The sequence below is a fragment of the Bacillus sp. JJ1562 genome (assembly GCF_036962705.1).
In the GTDB taxonomy this organism is placed as follows: domain Bacteria; phylum Bacillota; class Bacilli; order Bacillales; family Bacillaceae_L; genus Ferdinandcohnia.
Map to the genome: position 1 here is coordinate 70,681 of NZ_JBALOQ010000005.1, position 22,443 is coordinate 93,123.

The window sequence follows — 22,443 nt, forward strand, 5'->3', positions numbered from 1 at the left end:
TAAATTTACACGGATTTTCCCAATATACTTTTTTCTAATACATTGGTACTATATAATTATAGTAAAATACTTGATTGGACTATCACCAATCAAACTATTGTTAGTTAATGTAGATTTTCTACATTTGACTATATATTTTTACCTGTAGACTTTTTTCTCTTTTTGCCCTGCTCATGTGCGAGCAGGGTCTTTTTTTGCCTGCAACCAAAAGTGTATACTACTTATAAGAGATGGAGGGGAGACAGGTGGACCAACAAATTTTTCCTGCATCGACGACGATGAAGGAATTTGAGTGTTTTTTAGAAAGTAAATATGAAATCGGTATTTTTACAGAAATTCACATTGCTCAGTTAAAAAATATTAAGAGAATGGCACAGCAGCACGGGAAAAAAATGATCTATCATGTGGATATGGTACATGGGATTAAAAATGATGAGTATGCGACGGAATTTATTTGTCAGGAATTTCAGCCGTACGGGTTAATCTCTACGAAATCAAGTGTGATTCAAAAAGCGAAGCAAAAGGGTGTTTTCGCGATTCAGCGGATGTTCTTGATTGATACGCATGCACTTGAAAAAAGCTATAAGCTGATAGAAAAAAATAAACCTGATTATATCGAGGTGCTGCCTGGGGCAATGCCGTGGATGATCCAAGAGGTTAAAGAAAGATTGAAGATTCCCGTGCTTGCAGGTGGGCTTATTAGGACAGAGGAGGATGTGCGAAAGGCACTCGAAGCTGGTGCGTCTGCGATTACTACTTCAAAACGGGAGCTGTGGGTGTAACTAAGTATTCGGTTGTTAGTAGAAAATATAAATTAGCAAGCTAAATAACCCGCTAAATCACATGTATTTTGACAGCCACTTGCATAAGAAAACGCAGAGGTTATTACTCCTCTGCGTTTATTCCTTATTTTAATGATTTATTCTTTAACTGATACACTCTTTACTACCAATCAATATATCTAGCCTCACCCGTTCCAAACAATTTATCTGCAACTAAATTACCATCCTTATCAAGTGCTCTTATTGTCCATGTTGCTTCTGAATACTCATCAAGTACAAAGAAAGCATGGTTAGCAACTACCTCTTCGATATGATAACTAGAGGGATATTTCTCAACCGTTTCCATATTAAAGCTGTATGTATCAGAGGGTGTAAAATTTTTAAGATGATTACCAACTACTATGTACTTTATATTTGGATTACTAGTTCTAACTCCTATTATAAAACCATCTTCTTCGTCATTTCCGTAACCAGCAGCTTGGAAGGGTTCGTTTCCTTCAATGAAATAGTCGGAAGTTCCGCCTGAGTAATGATATATGAACCCAAGGTTTCGTTCTACTTTCGCTAATCCAAATGTATTATCATTGGTATCCTCATATAATATAGCTTTACCATAAGTTGTATTTATGCTTTGGATAGCTTTCGAACCCGAAGGTAATGCACTTGATGCAGTAATGCGAAAGCCCATCAGTAATAATACTCCACTGATTAATATTAATATCACTATGCTGAATTTCCACGGCTTTCTTTTTTTAATAGTTAAAAATAATATTATTCCAATTATAATTATTACTATGAAAATCAGTAAACTTTGCAAATAAAAACCTCCCTCAAATAAAATCTAGTATTACTATGAAATAATTAATGATGAAATGTCAAATCTATTTATCATTTTTACTCTGAATCGACCTCCCAAGGGTATAAACGCTCCTTTTTTTGATGCAATTTGGCAGAATTTGTTGGGGAGTTCTTATGTAAGCGTTATCCAAATTCCGTTATAATATAAGTAAGACAAGATGAGGAGGCGAAGTGATGGAAGAGAATACGAATCAATTAGCGGTTGGCATGGTATGGGGAACGACATTGAGTATACCTCTTTGGATTGCATTTTTTGGTTGGTTGAAGCTTCTATCACATCTCATCCTTTGATCGGAAATGCTTTGCAAACACTTGCTAATAGAGGAACCAGGAGAACCGTCCCCGTGGTCCCAACTATTTTTTTCTTTTTACGTATAAGAAAGTCCAAATCAGGCAAAGATGAATAATGTATTCCCCCCCTTTGTTTATATATTTTGTTGAACCTCCTTTTTGGAGGTATTTTTTTTGCCTTTTTTCAAAATCGATGCCCCTTTTTACCTCTTACCTCTCTATAACATAGGTGTAAAGGAGGTGAGGGACATGGCAGCAACACAGGATATTCAACGTACACAGCTACGCTTTGTGTTTGAAAACGGGATTGATGAGAAAGGAAAGATGACTTACAAAAACAAAAACTACAACAATATCAATCCTGTCGTGACAGCTAATGATTTATATTCAGTAGCCGTTGCAATTGAAAAACTTCAAACTCTACAGCTTGTTAGCTTAGAGCGCAACAACAGCTATTCATTAGCAGGTGACGGAAAGTAAGAGTGAAATCAATTTTAAGGAAAGGGGGAATAAAAAGTGGCAAAAACACTAGAAATGCAATTTATCAATGAGGATGGAAAAACTGCAACAGTTTCCATTGAAAATCCGATCGAACCGGTTGATGCAGTGGCGGTTTCCGCTGCGATGGATCTCATCATATCAACAAATGTGTTCCTAACATCTGGTGGTCCGATTATCGAGAAAAAAGGCGCACGCCTTGTCGAGCGCAATGTTGAGTCAGTGGAATTTTAATGAGATTGGGCCAACTCTCTTATAGGGAGTTGGCTCTACTATTTTAAAGGAAGGAGGAGTCTTGGTGGAGCAGTTACTGCCTTTTATTCAAGAGGTTGGCTTTCCTGTCGTCGTGACATTCTATCTATTGCACCGGATCGAAACGAAGCTTGATAGTGTCATTGACTCAATTCAATTGCTGCCACAAAGCATGAAGGCCGACCCACCATATGAGACGAAGAAAAGTATATCGTAATAGATTGAACATCTGACGGGACCTTCGTCAGGTGTTTTTTTATGGTGCCACCAGCTCCACCTTAATCCGGTCAGGATCCTCGAAATAGACGGCGTAATAGTTTTCTCCTCCAGCATAGGGTGTTTGATCGGCATACAGAATGGAAATTCCTTTCTCCTTCAGCATCTCTGTCACCTCGTCCACATGCCCTTTTGACCGCGCATGAAACGCCAAATGATTCAGCCCAACCCGACAGCGATGGTATGGAACATCCGCAAACCGCTCCTCCACCTGCACAAACACAAGATAGGTTTTACCATATTTCCAGCTAACTCCAGCATCCCACTCCTGATATTTTTCGTATCCCAGCTCCTTTAAAAACCAACCCCAAAATGCGTTCGACTTTTCTAAATTGGACACATATATTTCTACATGATGTAGCATAAAAATCCCTCCTCTCTCCATCTTATCTAAAAAAAGGAATGAATAAATAGGAAGTTGAGAAACTAAGACGAGAAATGAGGTGTTCCGTTTGGAAATTCAAGGATATAAGCTTGTGAAAAATAAGAATGAGTATACACTCATTGTCTATGTGGAGTCTCAAATGACAGAATTTGCATCGGAGTTTGGTGGACATTTTCAACAGGAAAAAAAGGACCTGAACACACAAATTCGCCAGCTCGTAAAAGAAAGATTCCCGCACCTACCGATTAAGGTCGCGAAGGTGCTAGCGGGTTCGATGCTGATTACGACCTTCTATTTTGGAGCAACTGCCCCAAACGTCGGGGCGCAAACCATCAGTGGTCAAACTCAAACAGTCAATGATCTGTACACCGTAAAAGCGGGCGACACTCTATACTCGATCGCTATGCGCTACAATGTGTCGGTAGATTCGCTTAAAAAAGTTAATGGACTTACGTCGAATATGCTGTTTGTTGGTCAACAACTGAGATTGCCGTTTTTTACATATACCGTGAGATCAGGCGACACGCTCTATAACATTTCGAAGCGTTATAACACAACAGTTGGCGAGATTCGCACAACCAACAATTTAAAATCAGACATGCTGATGATTGGACAAAAATTGCGGATTCCGCAGCAACAGCCGGTCACAACACCTGTACCAACGCCTAAACCAGTGCAGGAAACTTCTACTTATACGGTTGTCGCGGGTGATACGTTGTATAAGATATCTATAAAATTGGGCACAACGGTTGATCAGATAAAATCGCTCAACCAAATGACGTCAGATGTGCTGAGCATTGGGCAGGTGCTTAAGGTTCCGAGAAGTGAAGCCAAGCCAGATGTGGTTACACCGACAATTCCACCTCCGACACCCGTCACTTCAACATATACAGTTGTTGCAGGCGACACATTATATAGTATTTCCAAGCGGTTTGGCACATCTGTTGGAGCCATCCAAGCTGCGAATAATTTAACAACGACAAATTTATCAATTGGTCAGGTGTTGACGATTCCTGCTGCACCGACTATCCCGGTGGAACCAGTAGAAACCCCAGACACGGATCCAGTCGTCGAAGAGCCACCACCTGTTCCTGCTGACACAACTGCGCCAACCGCACCAGCTCTCGTGCAGATTCTCGGGGTTACAACAGCCAACCAGTCCAATCTCACGGTTTCTGGTACGACTGAAGCCAATGCTTTGGTGACACTTACGGTAACTGATGCTGTCACTTCACCAATAACCGTTCAAGTAAAGGCGGATGTAAATGGTGCATTTAGAACAGGAATTGATGTTTCCGAATTACAAGATGGTTCCATCACCATCACAGCTACAGCAACAGACGAAGCAGGAAATAAAAGCACCGAAGCAACCCAATCGATTAAAAAAGATACAAAAACGGATGCACCAACCTTGGTTCATACCCAGATTATCAATAGCGAGTCGGCTCATTCCTATCCGGTGACAGGAACGGCGGAGCCCGCATCGCGAGTGCAAATTGTCTTTTTTGATGGAGTAAATGCACCAATTACGACGGAAGTTCTCACGAATGAAAGAGGGGAATTTAGTGCGTTTGTGAATCTCAGCAAATTGCGCGACGGTCCAATTTCGATAACGACGAAGGCCGTTGATTCTACTGGAAACGAAAGTGGCATGACGAAGCTGACAGTGAAAAAGGATACCACAGTTGAGGCGCCCATTTTTCAAGAATTACAAGACATTACTGGTAAAAATGTAGCTAATTATACGTTCGCAGGAACGGCTGAGCCAAATTCGACAATTACAATTCGCGCAACAGATGGTGTTAACCCGGCTGTGGAAACCACAATTACAACGAACGAAAACGGCGAATTCCAGACGGCTTTGGACCTGTCTAGTTTGAAGGACGGAACGATCACCATTACCGCAACCACAACAGATGAAGCTCAAAATAGCTCTGCACCGGCACAGGTTACCGTAACGAAGGACTCTATTGTGGGTGAGCCTGTCCTTGACACGAAGCAAACGGTCACCACACAAAATGCCAACAGCTACACGCTGTTAGGAATGGCGGACCCAGGTTCGACCGTACAAATGGTGTTATCGGATGGAGTGAATCCTGAAATTACGGTGGAAGCTGTTGCGAACGAAAGCGGCGAGTTCCAAACAACTGCTGACCTTCGCACCTTGAATGACGGGGAAATTTTTATCACAGCAAGTGCAATTGACGAGTACGGAAATCGAAGCGAAATTGAGCAGGCAACACTCATCAAGGAAACAACGCTAGCACCACCTGTCATTAGTAATACGGAGATCATCAACAGTATGACGGCGACAAGCTATCATATTTTCGGAATGGCACAGCCGGGCACAACCGTTGATATCACAGTGTCTGATGGGGTGAATCCGGATATCATCACATCGACAACAGCGAATGAAAATGGGGAGTTCAATGTCGCCATTGATGTGAGCGCCTTGTTGGATACAAATCTGACAATTTCAGCGTTCCAAACAAGTGCAGCCGGCATTACAAGTAATGTGAGTAATGTAACGGTTGAAAAAGACACAAAGGCGCCGACAGCACCGATTTTTCATAATACCGAATTTATTACCGGAAAAAATCAAGCGAACTACCAGCTAATCGGGAAAGCTGAGGCAAACACAGATTTACGGATTCGCATTTTTAATGGAAATGGACAGGAACAGGTTGTGACCGTAACCGCAAATGAAAATGGTGAATACCGCTTGCCTGTTGATTTGACTGCTTTTTCAGATGGGGATTTATCGTTTGAATTAACCCAGGTCGACCGAGCGGGAAATGTGAGTCCGGCAGTAACCAAGACCTTGATCAAGGATACAGTGGGGCCATCCGATATTCAGCTGGAAACGCCGCTGCCCATTTTTTCGGATAATGTGTTGGTTTACCCAATTCGTGGTGTCGTTGAACCGCATAGTACAGTTGTGATCGAAATTTCGGATGGTGCGAATGTGGTTACGAAAACGGTTGAAACGAATGACGACGGAAGGATAGAGGAAATTTTTGATCTGAGTGTGTTGAAGGATGGCGAGCTGACCGCCACATTCCGTGCAACAGATAATGCCGGAAATGTTGGTGAAACGAGAACCTTTACGCTTGAAAAAGATACAACGGTACCATCTGGGGTGGTGACGAATCAGCCAGCTTATGTGAATCTCGAGAACCAGTCGAATTTTACAATTACGGGCTCAAGCGTGGAAGAAGGAGCGACCGTTGAGATGGTTGTTAGTGATGGCGCGACAACAGTGAGGCAAACCGCACAAGTTGTAAACGGAGCGTTCGGTGCCAATTTCAATCTATCAGGGCTGAAGGATGGGCCATTGACCTTTGAAGCGCGACAAACAGACCGTGCTGGTAACAAGAGTATTGTCGAAGCGTTGACAATTGTAAAGGACACAGTCGTTGAAAATGTAGCCGCAACAAAGAACGGCTTCCGCTATGAAAACCTGCAGTACATTTATACGGTGATTGGGACTGCGGAAGCGAATGCAAAGGTTGAGGTTTCCCTTTTAGATGCTGATAAAAATGTGCTCGTCACAAGAATCGCAAATGCAGATGAGAATGGATATTATTCAGTCGATGTGTATGTCGACCAAGCCTCTAATGTTGCGTCAGCCTCTGTTACGCAAACAGACGAAGCAGGAAATAAAAGCGGAGTAACAAATGTTTCGCTGAATTCGTATACGGTTGCCCAGGGAGACACCTTGTATACTGTAGCAAAGCGCTACAACACGACGGTCGATTCACTAATGTCGCTGAACAATTTGACGAGCGATGTGCTTCAACCTAACCAAACGCTACGCCTGCCAATAACTGCGAGCGAGGTCGTCAATCTTGGGTATATGTATTTTGGCAATACAAAAGAATATGTGAATACGGTGAATTCAACGGGACATGCCGTGAACATTGTCGCACCGAGTTATTTTGATATAAACCCGGACGGAACGCTGAAGCTCACCTACCAGGTTGATCCGAATTTTATCGAGACGATGCACAGACAAGGAATTCGTGTTGTTCCATTTTTAAGTAACCATTGGAACCGCGATGTGGGTCGGGCGATGCTTGCAAACAAGGAGCTTGCTGCACAGCAAATTGCTGATGCAATCGCGCGCTATAATCTCGATGGAGTCAATGTCGATATCGAAAATGTGTCCGATGTGGACCGCGCAAACTATACCGAATTTGTTCGACTGCTACGTGAAAAAATACCGCCAACGAAGGAAGTGTCAGTCGCGGTTGCAGCCAATCCAAATGGCTGGAATGCGGGTTGGCATGGGTCGTACGACTACACAAATCTTGCGAAATACGCAGATTATCTCATGATCATGGCGTACGACGAGAGCTATCAGGGCGGCAACCCTGGGTCAGTCGCAAGCTATTCGTGGGTTGAAAAATCAATTCAGTACGCCCTGGCGCAGGATGTCGCGCCTGATAAGATTGTCCTTGGAATTGCACATTTTGGTCGCTATTGGATTGAAGGACAAACCTATGGTGGCTTCGGAATTTCAAATAGTCAGGTTCAGACCTTGATTGATCGCTATAACGGCACCGTTGTGTTTGATGAAGTGAGCAAAACCCCAAAAGCGATCATCACAATTAAAGAGGGCGACCCTCAGACATTTGTGAGTGGGGCCGCACTTTCTCCAGGAACCTACACCATTTGGTATGAAAATGACGAATCGATTCAGAAAAAGCTTGAGCTTGTCGGTAAATACAATATTCGTGGCGTTGGAAACTGGAGCCTCGGTCAGGAAAACAAAGACGTCTGGAACAGCTACACGACAACATTGCCTAACACTGTGCCAGTTGTGTCCCCAGTCTATACTGGACCTGTCCAGAATTATAAAACATACACAGTTGTTGCCGGTGATTCGCTCTGGGCAATCGCGAACCGCAACGATACAACGGTTAGTGCGTTGAAGAAGACAAACGGTCTAACATCAGACTCGTTGTATATCGGACAGGTATTGCGGATTCCGACGGATGAAGTTGCACAAACGGCTCCACCTCCTCCTGGGAACGTGGGCGGCGCGACTACACCGGCATATACAGTAAACTATACAGTTGTAGCGGGCGACACACTGTCGCAGATTGCTTCGAAAAATGGCACATCCGTGACCGCTATTAAAAATGCAAACAACCTAACCTCGGACATGATCTATGTCGGGCAGGTATTAAAGGTACCTACAAATGTTGTGGTGTATACAGTCGCTTCAGGTGATACCTTATATGGAATTGCCAAACGGTATAATACCACCGTTGCCGACATAAAAACGGCGAATAACTTAACGAGTGACATACTGAGTATTGGACAGACGTTGAAGATACAGGTTTAAGTAGGGACCCGAATGCCTTTGGTGGCGTTCGGGTTTTGCTGAATTGTCGTTAGTGAGAGTATTTTTAAAATAGTGGCAGCAAATCGAGATTAGTGGCAGTATTTCTCGGATAGTGACAGTATTTTGGATATAGTGACAGTAAATTGGTGTTCAGACGATAACACCACTGTCGACAACATCAAAACGACAGTGACATACTAAGTATTGGCAAAACGTTGAAGATACCAGTTTAATTGAGGACCCGAATGAGGACATTCGGGTTCTATTTTTGCTAACGGCCGAAGAACAGGACCTAATGACCATAAAATGAAAATAATGGCTATAAAAACAAAATAATGACCATAGAATGCTGCTTAACGGCCATAGGGAGGTTAATCTTAAATGCGAGCAATCAAAAGCAGCTTTGTTAGCCGTATTTTTCAAATGATCAGTCCAAAAATGTTATGTATTAGCAGTAGTTTCTTTTTCCTTTTGAAGCATACAAAGGATTTCAACAGTAAATGTCGAATGAAATAAAAAAACACTTCAAACATGAGGGGAAATCAATGGGGATTCCGCATTATCAACGACTTAAAAACAATTTACTTTCGTTACCTTACCGTGTAAAACTTATGCTTGTTTTTTCACTCTTAATTCTTTTAACAGCTCTAATATTGGGGAGTATCACGTATTATCAATTTGCGAAATCTAGTCAAAAAAGGACGGAGGAATACCAGATTCAACTGGCCGATCAAATTAATCAGAATATCAATCGGTATTTAAAAGAGATGCAAATTATTTCACTTTCACCACTATATGACCAGCGGGTTTTGGATATTTTAAAAGTCCATCAAGAACCAAGTGCATCTACTGTATTTCCACCTGCATCCGAACGGCTCCCGATGTGGAGGTATATTTCAAGTTTAATACATATGCGAAATGAGATTAAGGGGATTCATATTTTAGCAAATGATGGGACCATTTTTAGTAATTTGGATTCGAATTCTGTGATGCTAAAAGTTTTTGAAAGAAACAATGAATGGATTAAGAAGATTGAGAAGGCAGATGGAGAGTGGGTGTTACTACCCCTTCACCAACCCAATTACTATTTAAATAAAGAAACATCCGTATTTTCTGTTGGCAGGCTTATTCGCGACCCTTCAACATATGAGCCACTTGGAATTATAAAAGTAGATTTGAAGCAGGAGCTTATCGAGGAAATTATCGGAAATACAATCTCAAACAGTCATATTTTTATTTTAGACAGCGACAATCAATTAATTTATCCAAACAAGGAAAATAAAATAATTGAGCCAAGCTTTTTGGAAGAATTGGAAGGAGTGACCGTAAAAAACTATACAAATTTTTCGACTAAAGGAAAGGATTACATGATGGTTTACAAGGAATCCTCATACTCTGGAGTGAAAACGATCATGCTAACCCCCAGTTCTGTTGTATTTAGTGAAGTGAATCATTTAAGAAAAATGATTATAATTGTTGTTATTATTGGAATCATAATTTCTCTTTTACTAGGTTTTGTGCTCTCCAAACCACTAGTACAATCAATCCATAAATTACGAAAGGCCATGGATAATGTTCAAAAAGGAAGCTTTTCTCAGAGGGTCGAACTAGCATCTAACGATGAAATTGGCCAGCTTGGAAACGGCTTTAATCATATGATTAAGGAGATTGATAGACTTGTATCAGAAGTATATAAGACGGGCTTGCGAGAAAAAGAGGCGGAAGTAAGAGCCTTACAAAGTCAGATGAATCCTCACTTTCTCTATAACACATTAGAATCGATTAATATGCTTGCGATTACGAAAGGAAATCTGGATATATCTGATATGGTATCTTCGTTAGGGAGGCTCCTAAGATATACAATTGATAATTCATCAAAGGTTGTGTCGTTAAAGAAAGAGTTACAGTTTATACAATCTTACATTTCGATTCAAAAGGTAAGGATGGGCGAAAAGCTCCATTATTTAGAGGAAATTGAGCCTTCCTTATATGATGTATTGCTGCCAAAGCTAGTCCTCCAGCCCCTAGTTGAAAATGCGATAGTTCATGGTTTATCAAGTAGTGCGGGTTCCATTTTTATTAGGGTAAACAGGGAAGGCAATCATGTAACGATCAAGGTCGAAGATAATGGAAAAGGAATTAAAAATGAACGTTTAACAGAGCTTAGAAGATTAATAGAAAATCAACAACATACATCCACTGAAAAACATAGCGGAATTGCTCTTTCAAATGTTCATGAAAGGCTTCAGCTTTTGTATGGAAAACAGTATGGAATACAAATAGAAGGTGGAAAAACAAAAGGCTTTTCAGTAATTTTGACGTTTCCGATTCAAAGAATGGGGGAAGAAAAGTGAAAGAAATTCTAATAGTTGAGGATGAAGAGGTTATAAGGGCGGGTCTAAAGGTATTACTCGAACAAGTAATTGGTGGATTTTCTGTCCGCGAGGCTAAAAGTGGAGAGGAGGGACTATCGCTTTCTCACCAACGAATTCCTCATCTAATAATTACCGACATTCGAATGGGAGCAATGGATGGTTTAACCTTTATTTCTAAGGTTAGACAGATATCGAAGGAGGTTCCAATCATTATTTTAAGTGGACATAGCGATTTTGAGTATGCACGGATGGCAATGCGTTATGGAATAACGGATTATTTATTAAAGCCGATTAACAGGGTTGAACTATCTGAAACCATTTCAAAGCTATTTAAGGATTCGGAAGAGGAATCATTAGAAACCTCAAAACAATTTCAAAAAATCCTTCAATACATTGACGATCATTTAAGTCATGAAATAACGCTCAAGCATATTGCAGAACATGTATATTTGAACCCCCAATATGTGGGTCAGCTTTTTAAAGCAGAACGTAATCAAACATTTACAGAGTATATTACGGAGGAACGACTAAAACGAGCAAAAAAACTTTTAGAAGATACCAATTTAAAGGTGTATGAGGTTGCTCAGCTTTCTGGTTATAAAAGTCCTAAACATTTTATGTCCGTATTTAAGCAAGAGGTAGGGATGACACCGATTCAGTTCCGTAAGCTTTCTTAATATTCACTATATCTAAGATTAGCGAACTATTTCTATTTTTGAGAGGATATTTTTTTCTGGGCTTATTCATTAAAATGAAACACAAAGGGAGGGATTACTAAAATGAAAAAGCTTGGAATTATTTTTTTAACGGTTTTTTTGATAGCGTTTACAGCTGCATGTAGCAATGATGCAGGTACGAGCGGTTCAAAAAACGATGGGGACAAAAAAACGGATAAACCAGTAGAGTTAACCTTCATGATGTGGGGAAGTGAAGCTCACCAGGAAGTCTACAACAAACTTATTGAGAAGTTCAACGAAACACATCCAAATATTAAGGTAAAAATGGAAAGTGTACCTTTCCCAGACTACCAGCAAAAGATTACAGTTTTGGCGGCAGGTAGAGAATTACCGGATGTTGGATGGGTAGCGGAGCGCATGGTGCCACAATTTATGGAAAATGATCTGTTAGATGATGTATCTTCCTTCAAAGATGATGCTGAGTATAACATGGATGACTTTTTCCCATCTACTCTTGATCTATTTAAGAAAGATGATCAACTTCTAGGGATTCCGTTTTCAACTCCTCCATCTGTAATATTTTATAATGAGGACTTGTTCGTAAATGCAGGTGAAAAAACACCTAACGAGCATGCGGAAGCTGGAACATGGACATGGGAGCAATTTGAAAAGTCCGCAAAAGCTATTTCAGCTGATGGTGTATATGGTGCAAACTTCTTCCGTGATTGGAATACATGGATTACTTTATTATCACACACTTGGGCAAACGGTGGGGACTTGTTTAATGAAGGTCAAACAGAATTCACTTGGAATAGTCCTCAAGGTGTAGAAACTTTTAAAATGCTTGACCGTATGATGTTTGCAGACGCATCACATCCAAAAGCTGGGGAACAAGTAAGCTTTGAATCAGGAAAAATTGGAATGTTTTTCGATGTGTATAGTTATGTGTCGGCTGCACGTAATGTACAAGATTTTAAGTGGGATATTGCCCCACTACCAGAGGGACCTGAAGGTAGATTCCCAATGCTTGGTCAGGCAGGTTATGGTTTATTCAAAGGTTCTAAACATCCTGAGGAAGCTAAGGAGCTATTAAAGTTCTTTACAAGCCAAGAGGGAATCACAGCAACATCTACTTTCTTTGTACCTCCACGTGAGTCTGTTTTAAGCTCTGATGAGTTTGTGAATCAACCAAATAATCCGCCAGTTGAGAGCATTCAAAGAGCGGTAATTGATGAAATGGACAATGCAAGACTTCAAGCCGGTCATATTGAGTGGCAAAAAATTGACAACGCTATTCAATTTGGATTTGACGAGTTATTTGGACAATTAAAAGAGCCTGAAGACATCTTAAAATCGATGGAAGAAAAAATTAATCCACTATTGAAATAAAAGAATTACAAGGAGCGGTTAACCTGTAACAGGATTAACCGCTTACCTTTTACTAGGGGTGAAATCGCTTGACTACATCTTTACAGCATGTATTAGAAAAAAAGAAAATGACATTAATTGTGAGTTTGCCAGAAAATCGGTTAGATCTAGCGAGAGCTGCCATTCGTGCCGGCGTTGATGTAATAAAAATGCATGTAAATGTTGAACATCGTGCATCAGGAAATCATTTTTTAGAGGTTGACTCTTATTCTGAAATATTTCGTAGTATTAGGGATGAATTTTCTGGACCACTTGGGATTGTTCCGGGTGGCTCATTTGAAGATATAAAACAAACTGAAATGGAGAAGCTTATCAATCTTGGTTTTGGTTTTTATTCGATTTATGCGCACGATAAGCCAGGTTGGATGCTAGGGCTAGATCCGATTGAAAAAACATTTGCTATAACCAATGATTACAATCTCGCGAATATAGGGAATGTAAAGCATTTTGGAATTACTGCCTTAGAAGCATCAATCATCAGAGGTGAGGAGTATGGTACGTCACTAACTTTTAAAGATGTACTTGCCTATAGTAAACTCGTGCAAAACGTAGATGTACCTGTACTTGTTCCTTCACAAAGAAAACTGGCGCCTCATGATATACCAGTTCTTTATCAAGCAGGAGTAAAGGCTGTTATGCTTGGCGCCATCGTTACTGGACACACCGTAGAAAGTATTGAGAAAGCAATCTCCACTTTTCGAGAAGAAATTGACAAATTATAAAGGAGGTAGGATGAAGTGGAACCAAAAGTACAAACAGCGAATCGCCTACCTTTGAACAGTGAAAAGAGGAGACGAAAATTCGTAGGTAGTGAGTCATTTTACGGGTATTTATTTGTTAGCCCAATGGTATTGGGATTCTTGTTAGTAATGGTATTTCCGCTTGTATATTCGATTTATATTAGTTTCACAGATTGGCAGCTTCTTGGGGATCCGAACTTTATTGGTGCGGAAAACTACGAAAGGCTAGTCAATGACCCTGACTTCTGGGTAGTACTAAAAAATACGTTAATTTTTGCGGCAGGACTTGTTCCAATCAATATTGTCCTTGCATTATTTTTGGCACTTCTTTTACAACGGAATTTACCAGGGATTGGTATCTTTCGAACAGCTATTTTTATTCCAGTTATGACATCGATCGTAGTATGGTCCATTATTTGGAAGTATATGTTCGGGACAGATGAAGGCTTTATCAATCAACTACTTGCTGTGTTTGGGATTGATGGGCCGGCTTGGTTATATTCACCAAACCTTGCGATGGCAGCTGTCATTGTTGTAAGTGCATTGAAGAATGTAGGGTTAAATATGGTTCTGTTTTTAGCTGCATTACAGCAAGTAGATAAAAATTTGTACGAGGCGTCTGTATTAGATGGGGCAGGAAAAGGAAGACAATTTTGGAATATCACCCTTCCGATGATTACACCAACCGTCTTTCTAACATTGATTTTAACGGTTATTGGATCGATGAAAGTGTTTGGCCAAATTTATGTAATGACAGGTGGAGGACCAGGGAATTCTACCAAAGTACTAGTCTACTATATTTGGGAAAATGCATTTAAACTGTTTGATTTTGGGTACGCTTCAGCAATCGCCCTCGTATTATTTGTAATCATTTTATTCTTTACCATTATTCAGTGGGTTGGGAGAAGAAGGTGGGTATTCCATGAACAATAAAAAGAAAAACGGTATACTTACGAAAATTTCATTTTACGGAATTTTGTCACTCATATCTCTTATCATGATTGTTCCATTATTATGGATGGTGAATACATCCTTCAAAGACTCAACGAAGGTGTTTGTTTTTCAGTTAATCCCAGAACCATTTAAATGGGAGAATTATTTAAAAGTACTTGATTCTACACCCTTTCACCTTTTTTATTTTAATAGCTTATATATAGCAATTCTTGTTACAGTTGGGACCATTTTTTTAGGCTCATTGGCTGGCTATGCGTTTGCGAAACTACAATTTAAAGGAAGTTCATTCCTATTCCTCTGTTTACTTAGCACAATGATGATCCCAGTTGAGGTTATTACAATACCACTCTTTTTGTTTATGAGGGATTTAGGATTAATCGATACACATGTTCCGTTAATTGCTATTCCTATTTTAGGCCCAGCAGGTGTATTTGGCGTCTTTGTCATGAGACAGTTTTTCTTATTAGTTCCTAAAGAATTGGAAGAGGCAGCAAAACTTGATGGTTGCTCGTATTTTCGAATCTATTGGAATATCATGCTCCCACTAGCGAAACCAGCGATTGCTACTTTAACGATTTTTACATTTTTAACAAGCTGGAATGAATTCTATGAGCCACTCATTTATATCAATTCAAAAGAGTTGATGACATTGCCATTAGCATTAGCCTTGTTCACTGACGAGGTTGGAACGAAGTGGGAGCTACTCATGAGTGCATCAGTTATGGCAACCGTTCCATTATTAATTGTATTTTTCTTTGCACAAAAACAATTTATTCAAGGTGTTGCAATGACCGGTGGAAAGTAAAAAACCTACAAGGATGTGTCTATTTTGAGGAGAGAACTAGAGTTTGATGTCGTGGTTGCAGGGGGAGGTCCTGCAGGTATTAATGCAGCGATTGCTTCAGGTAGAGCAGGAGCAAAAACACTACTTATTGAAAGATATGGATTTTTGGGTGGGATGTCTACGGTAGCTTTAGTATATCCGTGGATGACCTTTCATACATCATCAGGAAAGCAAGTAATAAAAGGGATTGCACAAGAAATTGTCGATCGGCTAATGGAACAAGATGGTTCGCCGGGTCATTTACGGGATACCGTCGGCTTTACCAGTACACTAACTCCCTATCATCCTGAAAAATACAAGCTTTTAGCACTCGAAATGCTTGAAGAGGCTGGGGTTGAAGTCCTTGTTCATAGCTTTGTTGATAAGGTAGAGGTTGACGGGGACATCATTACATCTATTAACTTAACAACGAAGTCCGGACCAATCACTGTTTCGGCAAAGAGATTTGTTGATACAACTGGGGATGCAGATATTGCCTATTTATCTGGAGCTCCATGCTTAAAAGGAAGAGATAGTGATAACAAAACACAGCCAATGACAATGAAGTTTCGTATGAGAGGCGTGGATTTGTCAAAGGTAAAGGAAGAGATGAAGGCAAACCCGAGTAATTTTTATAAAAAAACCCCGATCGCCGAATTAGATGAATTGCCACTAACAGGTGTTCAAGGCTTTTATAAGGAATGGAATGAATCTGGTGTTCCGATTAATCGTGATCAAGTGCTCTTTTTTGCAGGTCCCGAGGATGATGAGGTTTTAGTCAATTGTACACGCGTTCAGGGATTAGATGGAACAGATGTATTTGACCTATCCGAGGGTGAAAAAGAAGGTAGAAAACAAGTACTGATGATGGCTGAATTTTTACAGAAGAAGATTCCTGGCTTTGAAAAAGCGTCTATTTCGGCTGTTGGTACACAAATTGGTATCCGAGAAACTCGCCGTATTGATGGACAATATGCCCTTACAATTGCGGATGTAGTGGCGGGGAAAAAATTTGAGGATACGATTGCTCTTAGTGGCTACCCAATTGACATACATGACCCAACTGGTAAAGGTGTTCAGGCAAATGACATCGAGGGAGATGGAAGCTATGGCATTCCATATAGAAGCCTTGTGCCCAGGAAAATTGAGAATTTATTAGTAGCAGGGAGGTGTATTTCAACTACACATGAGGCATTAGCAACAACAAGACTTACTCCTAGTGCAATGGCAACAGGGCAAGCAGCTGGAACAGCCGCAGCACTTTCAATTACTGAAAATGTTGCACCAAAGGATATAGACATCAACAAGCTACAAGCGATTTTAGTAGAAAATGGGGTAGTTCTATAAGGTGTAAAAAAGTAAGTAATAATTAGGAGGAAACCAATGAAGAAATGGAGAAAAGTGATTACGATGGGTCTTGCGGTTCTTTTGTTATTTAGCTCAGCCAGCGTTATAAGTGCTGCAAAGGAAAAAGATGAACTTGCAACAATCTTAATGGTTCCACTTGATGATCGACCAGCAAACATCTATTTTCCAATCCAAGTAGGATATTCAGCTGGTGTTGAAGTTAGTGCACCACCTAAAGAGATGATTGGAAAGTTTACGACACCAGGAAATGGTGAAGAAATTAGTAAATGGCTAATCGAAAATGGAGATAAAGCAGATGGGTTTGTTATTTCAACAAGTATGCTGGCTTATGGGGGACTAGTTGCCTCTCGAACAGGAACAAAGTCGCTTGAAGATGCTATCTCCGACATTCAGGTGATCAAACAACTTAAAGAACTTTATCCTGATAAACCAGTTTACGTGTATGATACAATTCAACGATTAGCTGTCACAGCAATTAGTGATGAGTATCTGAAGTATTATTCACAAATCAGTGAATGGGCGATCCTTTTTGATAAGGTTGTTAACCTTGGGATGGAAGGAAAGGAAAGACTTGAGGAATTAGAGAGAATAATTCCTGAAGCGGTATTGGATGACTATAAAAAAGCAAGGGCAAGAAATCACACGGTTAATAATCTCATGATTGATTGGGTGAATGAAGGTTATATTGACCATTTGATTTTATCCCAGGATGACGCTGCCCCATATGGCCTTCATCGTGCTGAAAGAGAGCTTTTAGTTGAAAAAGTGAATGCTCTGAATGTTGAAGATCAAGTATCGGTTTTTCCAGGGGCAGATGAGGTAAGTGTAGTCTTGGTATCCCGATTTGTGAATCAACTATTTGGTACAACACCAACATTCTTTGTAGAATACGGTGGGGTTCACGGGGAAGATTGGATAGCTCCTTTTGAGGACACAACCTTTGATTATAATGTTCAAAAACATATTGTTTCAGCTGGAGGAAAAGTTGTTACTAACGAAGAGGATGCTGATATCCATCTTCTGCTAAATACTCCATCAGCATCTGATTCAACAAGAGAGAAGGACATAGAAGGTCTTGTAGCAAGAACTAGTGAACTGCTTGCAAATGGAGAACAGGTGGCTATTGGAGATGTTTGGATCGTGAACAAGGCTGATGAAGCGTTTGTGACTGAGTTAGCTGAGAATGTGGATTTAACCAAGATTCTTTCTTATAGTGGCTGGAATACTGCTGGAAATGCATTGGGTATAACAGTAGGTCATGCTGCAGCGCGTTATGCATTTTTATCTCAAAAAAATGGATTTGGTGTCCCTTTATATGAGCAGACAGCAGAGTACCATTACGAATTTTTACTCCATCGCTTTACGAAGGACCAAAGCTATAAAAATATTGTTCATCCAGCGGCAAGACAATATCTTCAATCTATCGGGGCAAGTGAATGGGACCTAGGAGAAAAATATGATCAAGTAAATAGCTTTGTTCAAGAAAAGCTAACACTTGAAACAGAAAAATGGTACCAGTATTTTGACGGGAAAAAAGTATACATCGGTTCTAGAGGAGACAAGGATTTCTATAAGACGATCTCTGATCTAGAAAGTGTACACGTCAAACTTCCTTGGCCGCGTATCTTTGAAGCAGAACTCGAGCCAGAGCTTGAATTAAAATAAGGATTTGCGAAAGAAGGTAGACTGAATTGGTCTATCTTCTTATTTATTTTGGGTAAAGATGTTAATATGCTGGCGACGACGCAAATATGTGTGCGTCGTCGAAATTCCCGTGTCTGCAAAAGCAAATAAATGAGAAAGGACGCAAATCCTGCTAATGCGACGCAAATAAGTGAGAGAAGATGCAAATCCAGTTGGAGCGACGCAAATATGTGAGAAAGGATGCAAATCCTGCTGATGCGACGCAAATATGTGTGTCGACGCAATTCCCCAACTAAAGGCGCAACCAATTATCAGCTGTCTTCCTATTTGTTACCGCCCAAATACCCCGCCCAACTCCTGAAAAATATATCCATTCACATTATTTTACAAGTAATTATGATATGATAGTCTCATAGCTAAAAGGGAAGGGTGAATGGTTTTCATGAAGGTTATTGGACGGAACGACCAATGCATCTGTGGGAGTGGAAAAAAGTATAAAAAATGCTGCGGCCGGTCTGCAGTCGTTTCAATAGATCAAGTCGTGGAAAACGAGCTGAACGATATCCAACATGATATGTTTCAGTACGCACTCCATTTGTATGAAGAGTTCTTAGATGATGTTTTGGATGAGTATGCTGATATTTTCGAGGAGCTTCCGGATGATGTGTACGATTTATTTTCATTCTTTTCGCGAGTTTGGGTGATTAGCTCGATTCCGGCTGACGGGAAAACCATTTTAGAAGAGTATGTCGATATTTATGGTCCGAAATGTAGCCGCCCACGTACTCGCGACCTTTTACAAAAATGGAAGGCAGCGCGTCCGTCTGCCTACACGGTGACTGAGGTTGACGAGCGGAGAACCTATATGAAGGTGCGGGACATTTTTACGGATGTGGAGCACCGCGTGCGGATCTATGAAACAGAAACGGGAGTGGAAGCAGGTTATTTTGTGTTTGGAACGTTGTTGCCTGCTGGGGCGAACTCCATCTTTTTCCCGACATTTCTTGAGTTGCCAACACAATTTGCAGGTGATATGAGAAAAATGATTCTTGACCTCTTTGAAAAAAGTGGCGAGACGAATCCGGTTGATTTTATGTCACATGATTTTATCAACGTATTCATGGTTTTTATGTTTGGAAAGGATTCCGTATCCGCAGAGGATTACGAATGGAAATCGCCAAAACAGCAAGAGGTAGCGGAAATGTTTCAAGTTCGGATGAAGGAGTACGATTACGAAGAAGAAATTATCGGAATTGGACTTACATTATGGCATAAATATTGTGTTCGTAAAAACCCGAGGATTATCAAAACGGGCATTTATGAGGCGGCTTTGGTTTACATGATTGAGATGATTTATCCCTATGAGGGTACATCCACACAGGAAGAGCTTGCCGAGGAATTCGACGTGTCACCAAGTAGCATTTCGGTAAAATTCAAGGAACTTGAAAAAGTTCTTCAGGAGGAAATTGCGAAATACGAGGCACTTGTTGATGCAGATGAATTTGAAGATGACTTATTATGGGAAGAGTAGAAACAATCCACTTGTTGGGTTGTTTTTTTATTTATCAGATTCTACTTTAGGTAGGAAATTTATAATGCGAAATCTCGAAAAAAAGGGAATAAATAAAATTTTCAATAAAGGGGTTGTAAAATGTGACAATTTTGTGTTAGCATACTTGTGTACAAGTACTCATGTATTCAGAATAAGTTCAATTAAAATTTTTTGATGAACTATGAAAGGGCTTACTTGTTTGTGGAATAGTCAATTTTCATCCAGAACAGCATTAGCAACACCTAAGATTAAATATGAATCGTAAGTAGTGGAGGGGATCTATTATGCAGGTTACTTTTGAGGAAATGAAGCATGAAATTAAACAGGCATTTTTACGAAATGGACTTAGCGAAGAGCAAGCAGAGCTATGTGCACAGATTCATACGGAAACAAGCAGAGACGGGATTGAGTCTCATGGTTTGAACCGTGTTCCTCGATTTCTAAACTATGTTAAGAAAGGCTGGGTCAATCTTAACGCAGAAATGAATTTGGTGAATAGCTTTGGTGTTGTTGAAACTTATGAGGGAAATCGCGGAATTGGCATCATCAATGCAAAGAAAGCGTCACAGCGTGCGATTGCATTAGCGAAGGAAAATGGTGTTGGAATTGTCGCTTTACGTAATACAACCCACTGGATGCGTGGTGGTACATATATTTTAGACATGATTGATGAAGGGCTAATGGGAATTAGCTGGACGAATACAGAATCCTGTATGCCAGCATGGGGCTCTGCCAATCAAAATATCGGGAACAATCCAATTTGTATGGGAATTCCGAGAGAAGAAGGGCCGTTTCTTTTAGACATGGCAGCAAGCCAATTTTCATGGGGAAAAATCCAAGTAACACGTTTAGCTGAAGAACAACTACCATTTGCTGGCGGGTTCGACTCAGAGGGCAACGTTACAACAGACCCAGGTCAGATTGAGGATTCTGGAAGAATTATGCCAATGGGTTACTGGAAGGGCTCAAGCTTTGCTATTTTACTAGATTTATTCGGATCTGTCCTTGCGAACGGTAACACAACAGCTATGATGGATGAAATCAACCAAGGAAGTTGTACTGGATGCTCCCAAGTCTTTATGGCATTTGATCCGAAGCGTTTCATTTCTGAGGAGCAAATGGAGTCAGTTATTCAAGGAACAGTTGACCAACTTAGAAATAGCATACCATTGCAAGAAGGTGGGAAGGTTCGATATCCAGGTGAAGGACAAGCAGCATATCGTGAAAGAAGCAAAACAGAAGGCATTCACGCAGATGAATCCGTTTGGGAAAAGGTTAAGATTATTTAAGAATAGTACGGGGCGGCAACGAAAGCCACTGTGGTGAAAACACACACAGGTTTAAGTGGAAAAAAATCCCTCCACAATCAAGTGGGGGGATGGGCAATTTATCTCGATAACATCCGTATTTCTGAGTCACCGCTAAGGATAACAATATCAGCCATGTCGATAAAAAGTCCTGTTTCGACAACGCCTGTTAAAAGCTTCAGCTCTTTATGTAGACTTTTCGGGTCCGATATTGTGTTGAATTGGCAGTCAAGAATATAATTTCCGTTATCAGAAATAAAAATCTCTTGACCATTCATTCGTAATTTCGGGATGGCTCCGAGCTGTGAAATATGTGAGGTAGTGACTTCCCAACCAAATGGAAGAACCTCAACAGGAAGTGGGAAATTTCCTAGTTCAGATACGAGCTTGGATTCATCAGCAACGATGATTAATTGATCGGCATGGATGTTCACCATTTTTTCGCGGACGAGGGAGCCACCACCACCCTTAATTAAGTTGAGGTGCTGGTCCACCTCATTGGCACCATCAATTGCAAGATCAAGTCTTTGGACGTCTGCCCATGTGGTGAGTGGAATGTTGAATTCATGAGCCAATCCTTCAGTGCGTTTGGAGGAGGGAATCCCTTTCACCTTCATGCCCTGCTGGATGATTTCACCGAGTTTTTTGAGCGTCCAATAGATCGTGGAACCAGAGCCTAGACCAATTGTCATACCGTCTTTAATAAATTCTGTTGCCTTTTCACCAACTGCCTTTTTACTTAATTCTTGTTGATTGACCATGTTTTTCCCTCCAATTGGGGATTTACCCATCATCTGATGAGGTGAATTTTTCACCTATCTTATCATATTTGGTGGAATTGAAGTAGTTTTTGTTTAAGAGTTCACTTAATTGATAGCATATA

18 protein-coding genes are annotated in these 22,443 nt (G+C 40.5%); 15 read left to right on the top strand and 3 right to left on the bottom strand.

Translation table 11 applies throughout. From position 1 onward, the window contains the following. The first annotated feature begins 245 nt into the window (after positions 1–245). Positions 246–782 carry a glycerol-3-phosphate responsive antiterminator gene (locus V7097_RS03865; RefSeq protein WP_335702275.1) on the top strand — a complete coding sequence of 179 codons (537 nt, stop codon included), beginning with the start codon at positions 246–248 and terminating at the stop codon, positions 780–782. 163 nt (positions 783–945) lie between these two features. On the opposite strand, the gene V7097_RS03870 is transcribed toward V7097_RS03865, so the two are convergent. After that, positions 946–1,599 (bottom strand): hypothetical protein, encoded by a 654-nt coding sequence (locus V7097_RS03870; RefSeq protein ID WP_335702276.1) that lies wholly within the window; start codon positions 1,597–1,599, stop codon positions 946–948. A 581-nt stretch (positions 1,600–2,180) separates the two neighbouring features. On the opposite strand from V7097_RS03870, the gene V7097_RS03875 reads away from it, so the two are divergent. The 3 genes from V7097_RS03875 (at position 2,181) to V7097_RS03885 (ending at position 2,898) form a co-directional block, all read left to right on the top strand. After that, positions 2,181–2,411 carry a DUF1659 domain-containing protein gene (locus V7097_RS03875; RefSeq protein WP_335702277.1) on the top strand — a complete coding sequence of 77 codons (231 nt, stop codon included), beginning with the start codon at positions 2,181–2,183 and terminating at the stop codon, positions 2,409–2,411. Positions 2,412–2,447: 36 nt separating this feature from the next. After that, the gene (locus V7097_RS03880) at positions 2,448–2,663 is read left to right on the top strand and encodes a DUF2922 domain-containing protein (RefSeq protein WP_335702278.1); all 216 of its coding nucleotides are present in this window, start codon (positions 2,448–2,450) and stop codon (positions 2,661–2,663) included. 64 nt (positions 2,664–2,727) lie between these two features. Beyond that, positions 2,728–2,898 (top strand): YvrJ family protein, encoded by a 171-nt coding sequence (locus V7097_RS03885; protein ID WP_335702279.1) that lies wholly within the window; start codon positions 2,728–2,730, stop codon positions 2,896–2,898. Positions 2,899–2,937: 39 nt separating this feature from the next. On the opposite strand, the gene V7097_RS03890 is transcribed toward V7097_RS03885, so the two are convergent. Further along, positions 2,938–3,321: a VOC family protein gene (locus V7097_RS03890; protein WP_438824191.1), complete on the bottom strand. Its 384-nt coding sequence runs from the start codon at positions 3,319–3,321 to the stop codon at positions 2,938–2,940. A gap of 826 nt (positions 3,322–4,147) precedes the next feature. Here V7097_RS03890 and V7097_RS03895 point away from each other — a divergent pair. From V7097_RS03895 to yiaK, 11 genes are all read left to right on the top strand, one after another. After that, complete coding sequence (locus V7097_RS03895) at positions 4,148–8,692, top strand: LysM peptidoglycan-binding domain-containing protein (RefSeq protein ID WP_438824192.1); 4,545 nt, start codon at positions 4,148–4,150, stop codon at positions 8,690–8,692. Between the two features lie 500 nt (positions 8,693–9,192). Then, the gene (locus tag V7097_RS03900; protein ID WP_335702281.1) at positions 9,193–11,046 is read left to right on the top strand and encodes a sensor histidine kinase; all 1,854 of its coding nucleotides are present in this window, start codon (positions 9,193–9,195) and stop codon (positions 11,044–11,046) included. Then, on the top strand, positions 11,043–11,744 hold the full coding sequence (locus V7097_RS03905) for a response regulator transcription factor (RefSeq protein WP_335702282.1): 702 nt from the start codon (positions 11,043–11,045) through the stop codon (positions 11,742–11,744). The genes V7097_RS03900 and V7097_RS03905 overlap by 4 nt, the downstream gene beginning before the upstream one ends. A 102-nt stretch (positions 11,745–11,846) precedes the next feature. Continuing rightward, positions 11,847–13,133: an ABC transporter substrate-binding protein gene (locus V7097_RS03910; protein ID WP_335702283.1), complete on the top strand. Its 1,287-nt coding sequence runs from the start codon at positions 11,847–11,849 to the stop codon at positions 13,131–13,133. A gap of 68 nt (positions 13,134–13,201) precedes the next feature. Then, on the top strand, positions 13,202–13,894 hold the full coding sequence (locus tag V7097_RS03915) for a hypothetical protein (RefSeq protein ID WP_335702284.1): 693 nt from the start codon (positions 13,202–13,204) through the stop codon (positions 13,892–13,894). Between the two features lie 15 nt (positions 13,895–13,909). Further along, the gene (locus V7097_RS03920; protein WP_438824193.1) at positions 13,910–14,845 is read left to right on the top strand and encodes a carbohydrate ABC transporter permease; all 936 of its coding nucleotides are present in this window, start codon (positions 13,910–13,912) and stop codon (positions 14,843–14,845) included. Further along, positions 14,835–15,671 carry a carbohydrate ABC transporter permease gene (locus tag V7097_RS03925; protein WP_335702285.1) on the top strand — a complete coding sequence of 279 codons (837 nt, stop codon included), beginning with the start codon at positions 14,835–14,837 and terminating at the stop codon, positions 15,669–15,671. Before V7097_RS03920 ends, V7097_RS03925 begins: the two co-directional genes overlap by 11 nt. A gap of 24 nt (positions 15,672–15,695) precedes the next feature. Continuing rightward, positions 15,696–17,036, top strand: coding sequence for an FAD-dependent oxidoreductase (locus V7097_RS03930; RefSeq protein ID WP_335702286.1), 1,341 nt, complete (start codon positions 15,696–15,698; stop codon positions 17,034–17,036). A 36-nt stretch (positions 17,037–17,072) separates the two neighbouring features. Next, complete coding sequence (locus tag V7097_RS03935) at positions 17,073–18,722, top strand: DUF4127 family protein (RefSeq protein ID WP_335702287.1); 1,650 nt, start codon at positions 17,073–17,075, stop codon at positions 18,720–18,722. A gap of 421 nt (positions 18,723–19,143) precedes the next feature. Beyond that, on the top strand, positions 19,144–20,232 hold the full coding sequence (locus V7097_RS03940; RefSeq protein WP_335702288.1) for a YecA family protein: 1,089 nt from the start codon (positions 19,144–19,146) through the stop codon (positions 20,230–20,232). A 305-nt stretch (positions 20,233–20,537) separates the two neighbouring features. Continuing rightward, on the top strand, positions 20,538–21,542 hold the full coding sequence (gene yiaK, locus V7097_RS03945) for a 3-dehydro-L-gulonate 2-dehydrogenase (RefSeq protein ID WP_335702289.1): 1,005 nt from the start codon (positions 20,538–20,540) through the stop codon (positions 21,540–21,542). Positions 21,543–21,640: 98 nt separating this feature from the next. Here yiaK and rpiA read toward each other — a convergent pair whose 3' ends face one another. Further along, positions 21,641–22,321, bottom strand: coding sequence for a ribose-5-phosphate isomerase RpiA (rpiA, locus tag V7097_RS03950; RefSeq protein ID WP_335702290.1), 681 nt, complete (start codon positions 22,319–22,321; stop codon positions 21,641–21,643). Positions 22,322–22,443 lie beyond the last annotated feature (122 nt).

What these genes read in the sequence shown, in the direction of transcription:
- V7097_RS03875 (WP_335702277.1), top strand. Translation starts at nt 2,181, where the DNA reads ATGGCAGCAACACAGGATATTCAACGTACACAGCTACGCTTTGTGTTT.
- V7097_RS03900 (WP_335702281.1), top strand. Translation starts at nt 9,193, where the DNA reads ATGTCGAATGAAATAAAAAAACACTTCAAACATGAGGGGAAATCAATG.
- rpiA (WP_335702290.1), bottom strand. Translation starts at nt 22,321, where the DNA reads ATGGTCAATCAACAAGAATTAAGTAAAAAGGCAGTTGGTGAAAAGGCA.
- V7097_RS03940 (WP_335702288.1), top strand. Translation starts at nt 19,144, where the DNA reads ATGAAGGTTATTGGACGGAACGACCAATGCATCTGTGGGAGTGGAAAA.
- V7097_RS03925 (WP_335702285.1), top strand. Translation starts at nt 14,835, where the DNA reads ATGAACAATAAAAAGAAAAACGGTATACTTACGAAAATTTCATTTTAC.
- V7097_RS03890 (WP_438824191.1), bottom strand. Translation starts at nt 3,321, where the DNA reads ATGCTACATCATGTAGAAATATATGTGTCCAATTTAGAAAAGTCGAAC.
- V7097_RS03935 (WP_335702287.1), top strand. Translation starts at nt 17,073, where the DNA reads ATGAAGAAATGGAGAAAAGTGATTACGATGGGTCTTGCGGTTCTTTTG.
- V7097_RS03910 (WP_335702283.1), top strand. Translation starts at nt 11,847, where the DNA reads ATGAAAAAGCTTGGAATTATTTTTTTAACGGTTTTTTTGATAGCGTTT.
- yiaK (WP_335702289.1), top strand. Translation starts at nt 20,538, where the DNA reads ATGCAGGTTACTTTTGAGGAAATGAAGCATGAAATTAAACAGGCATTT.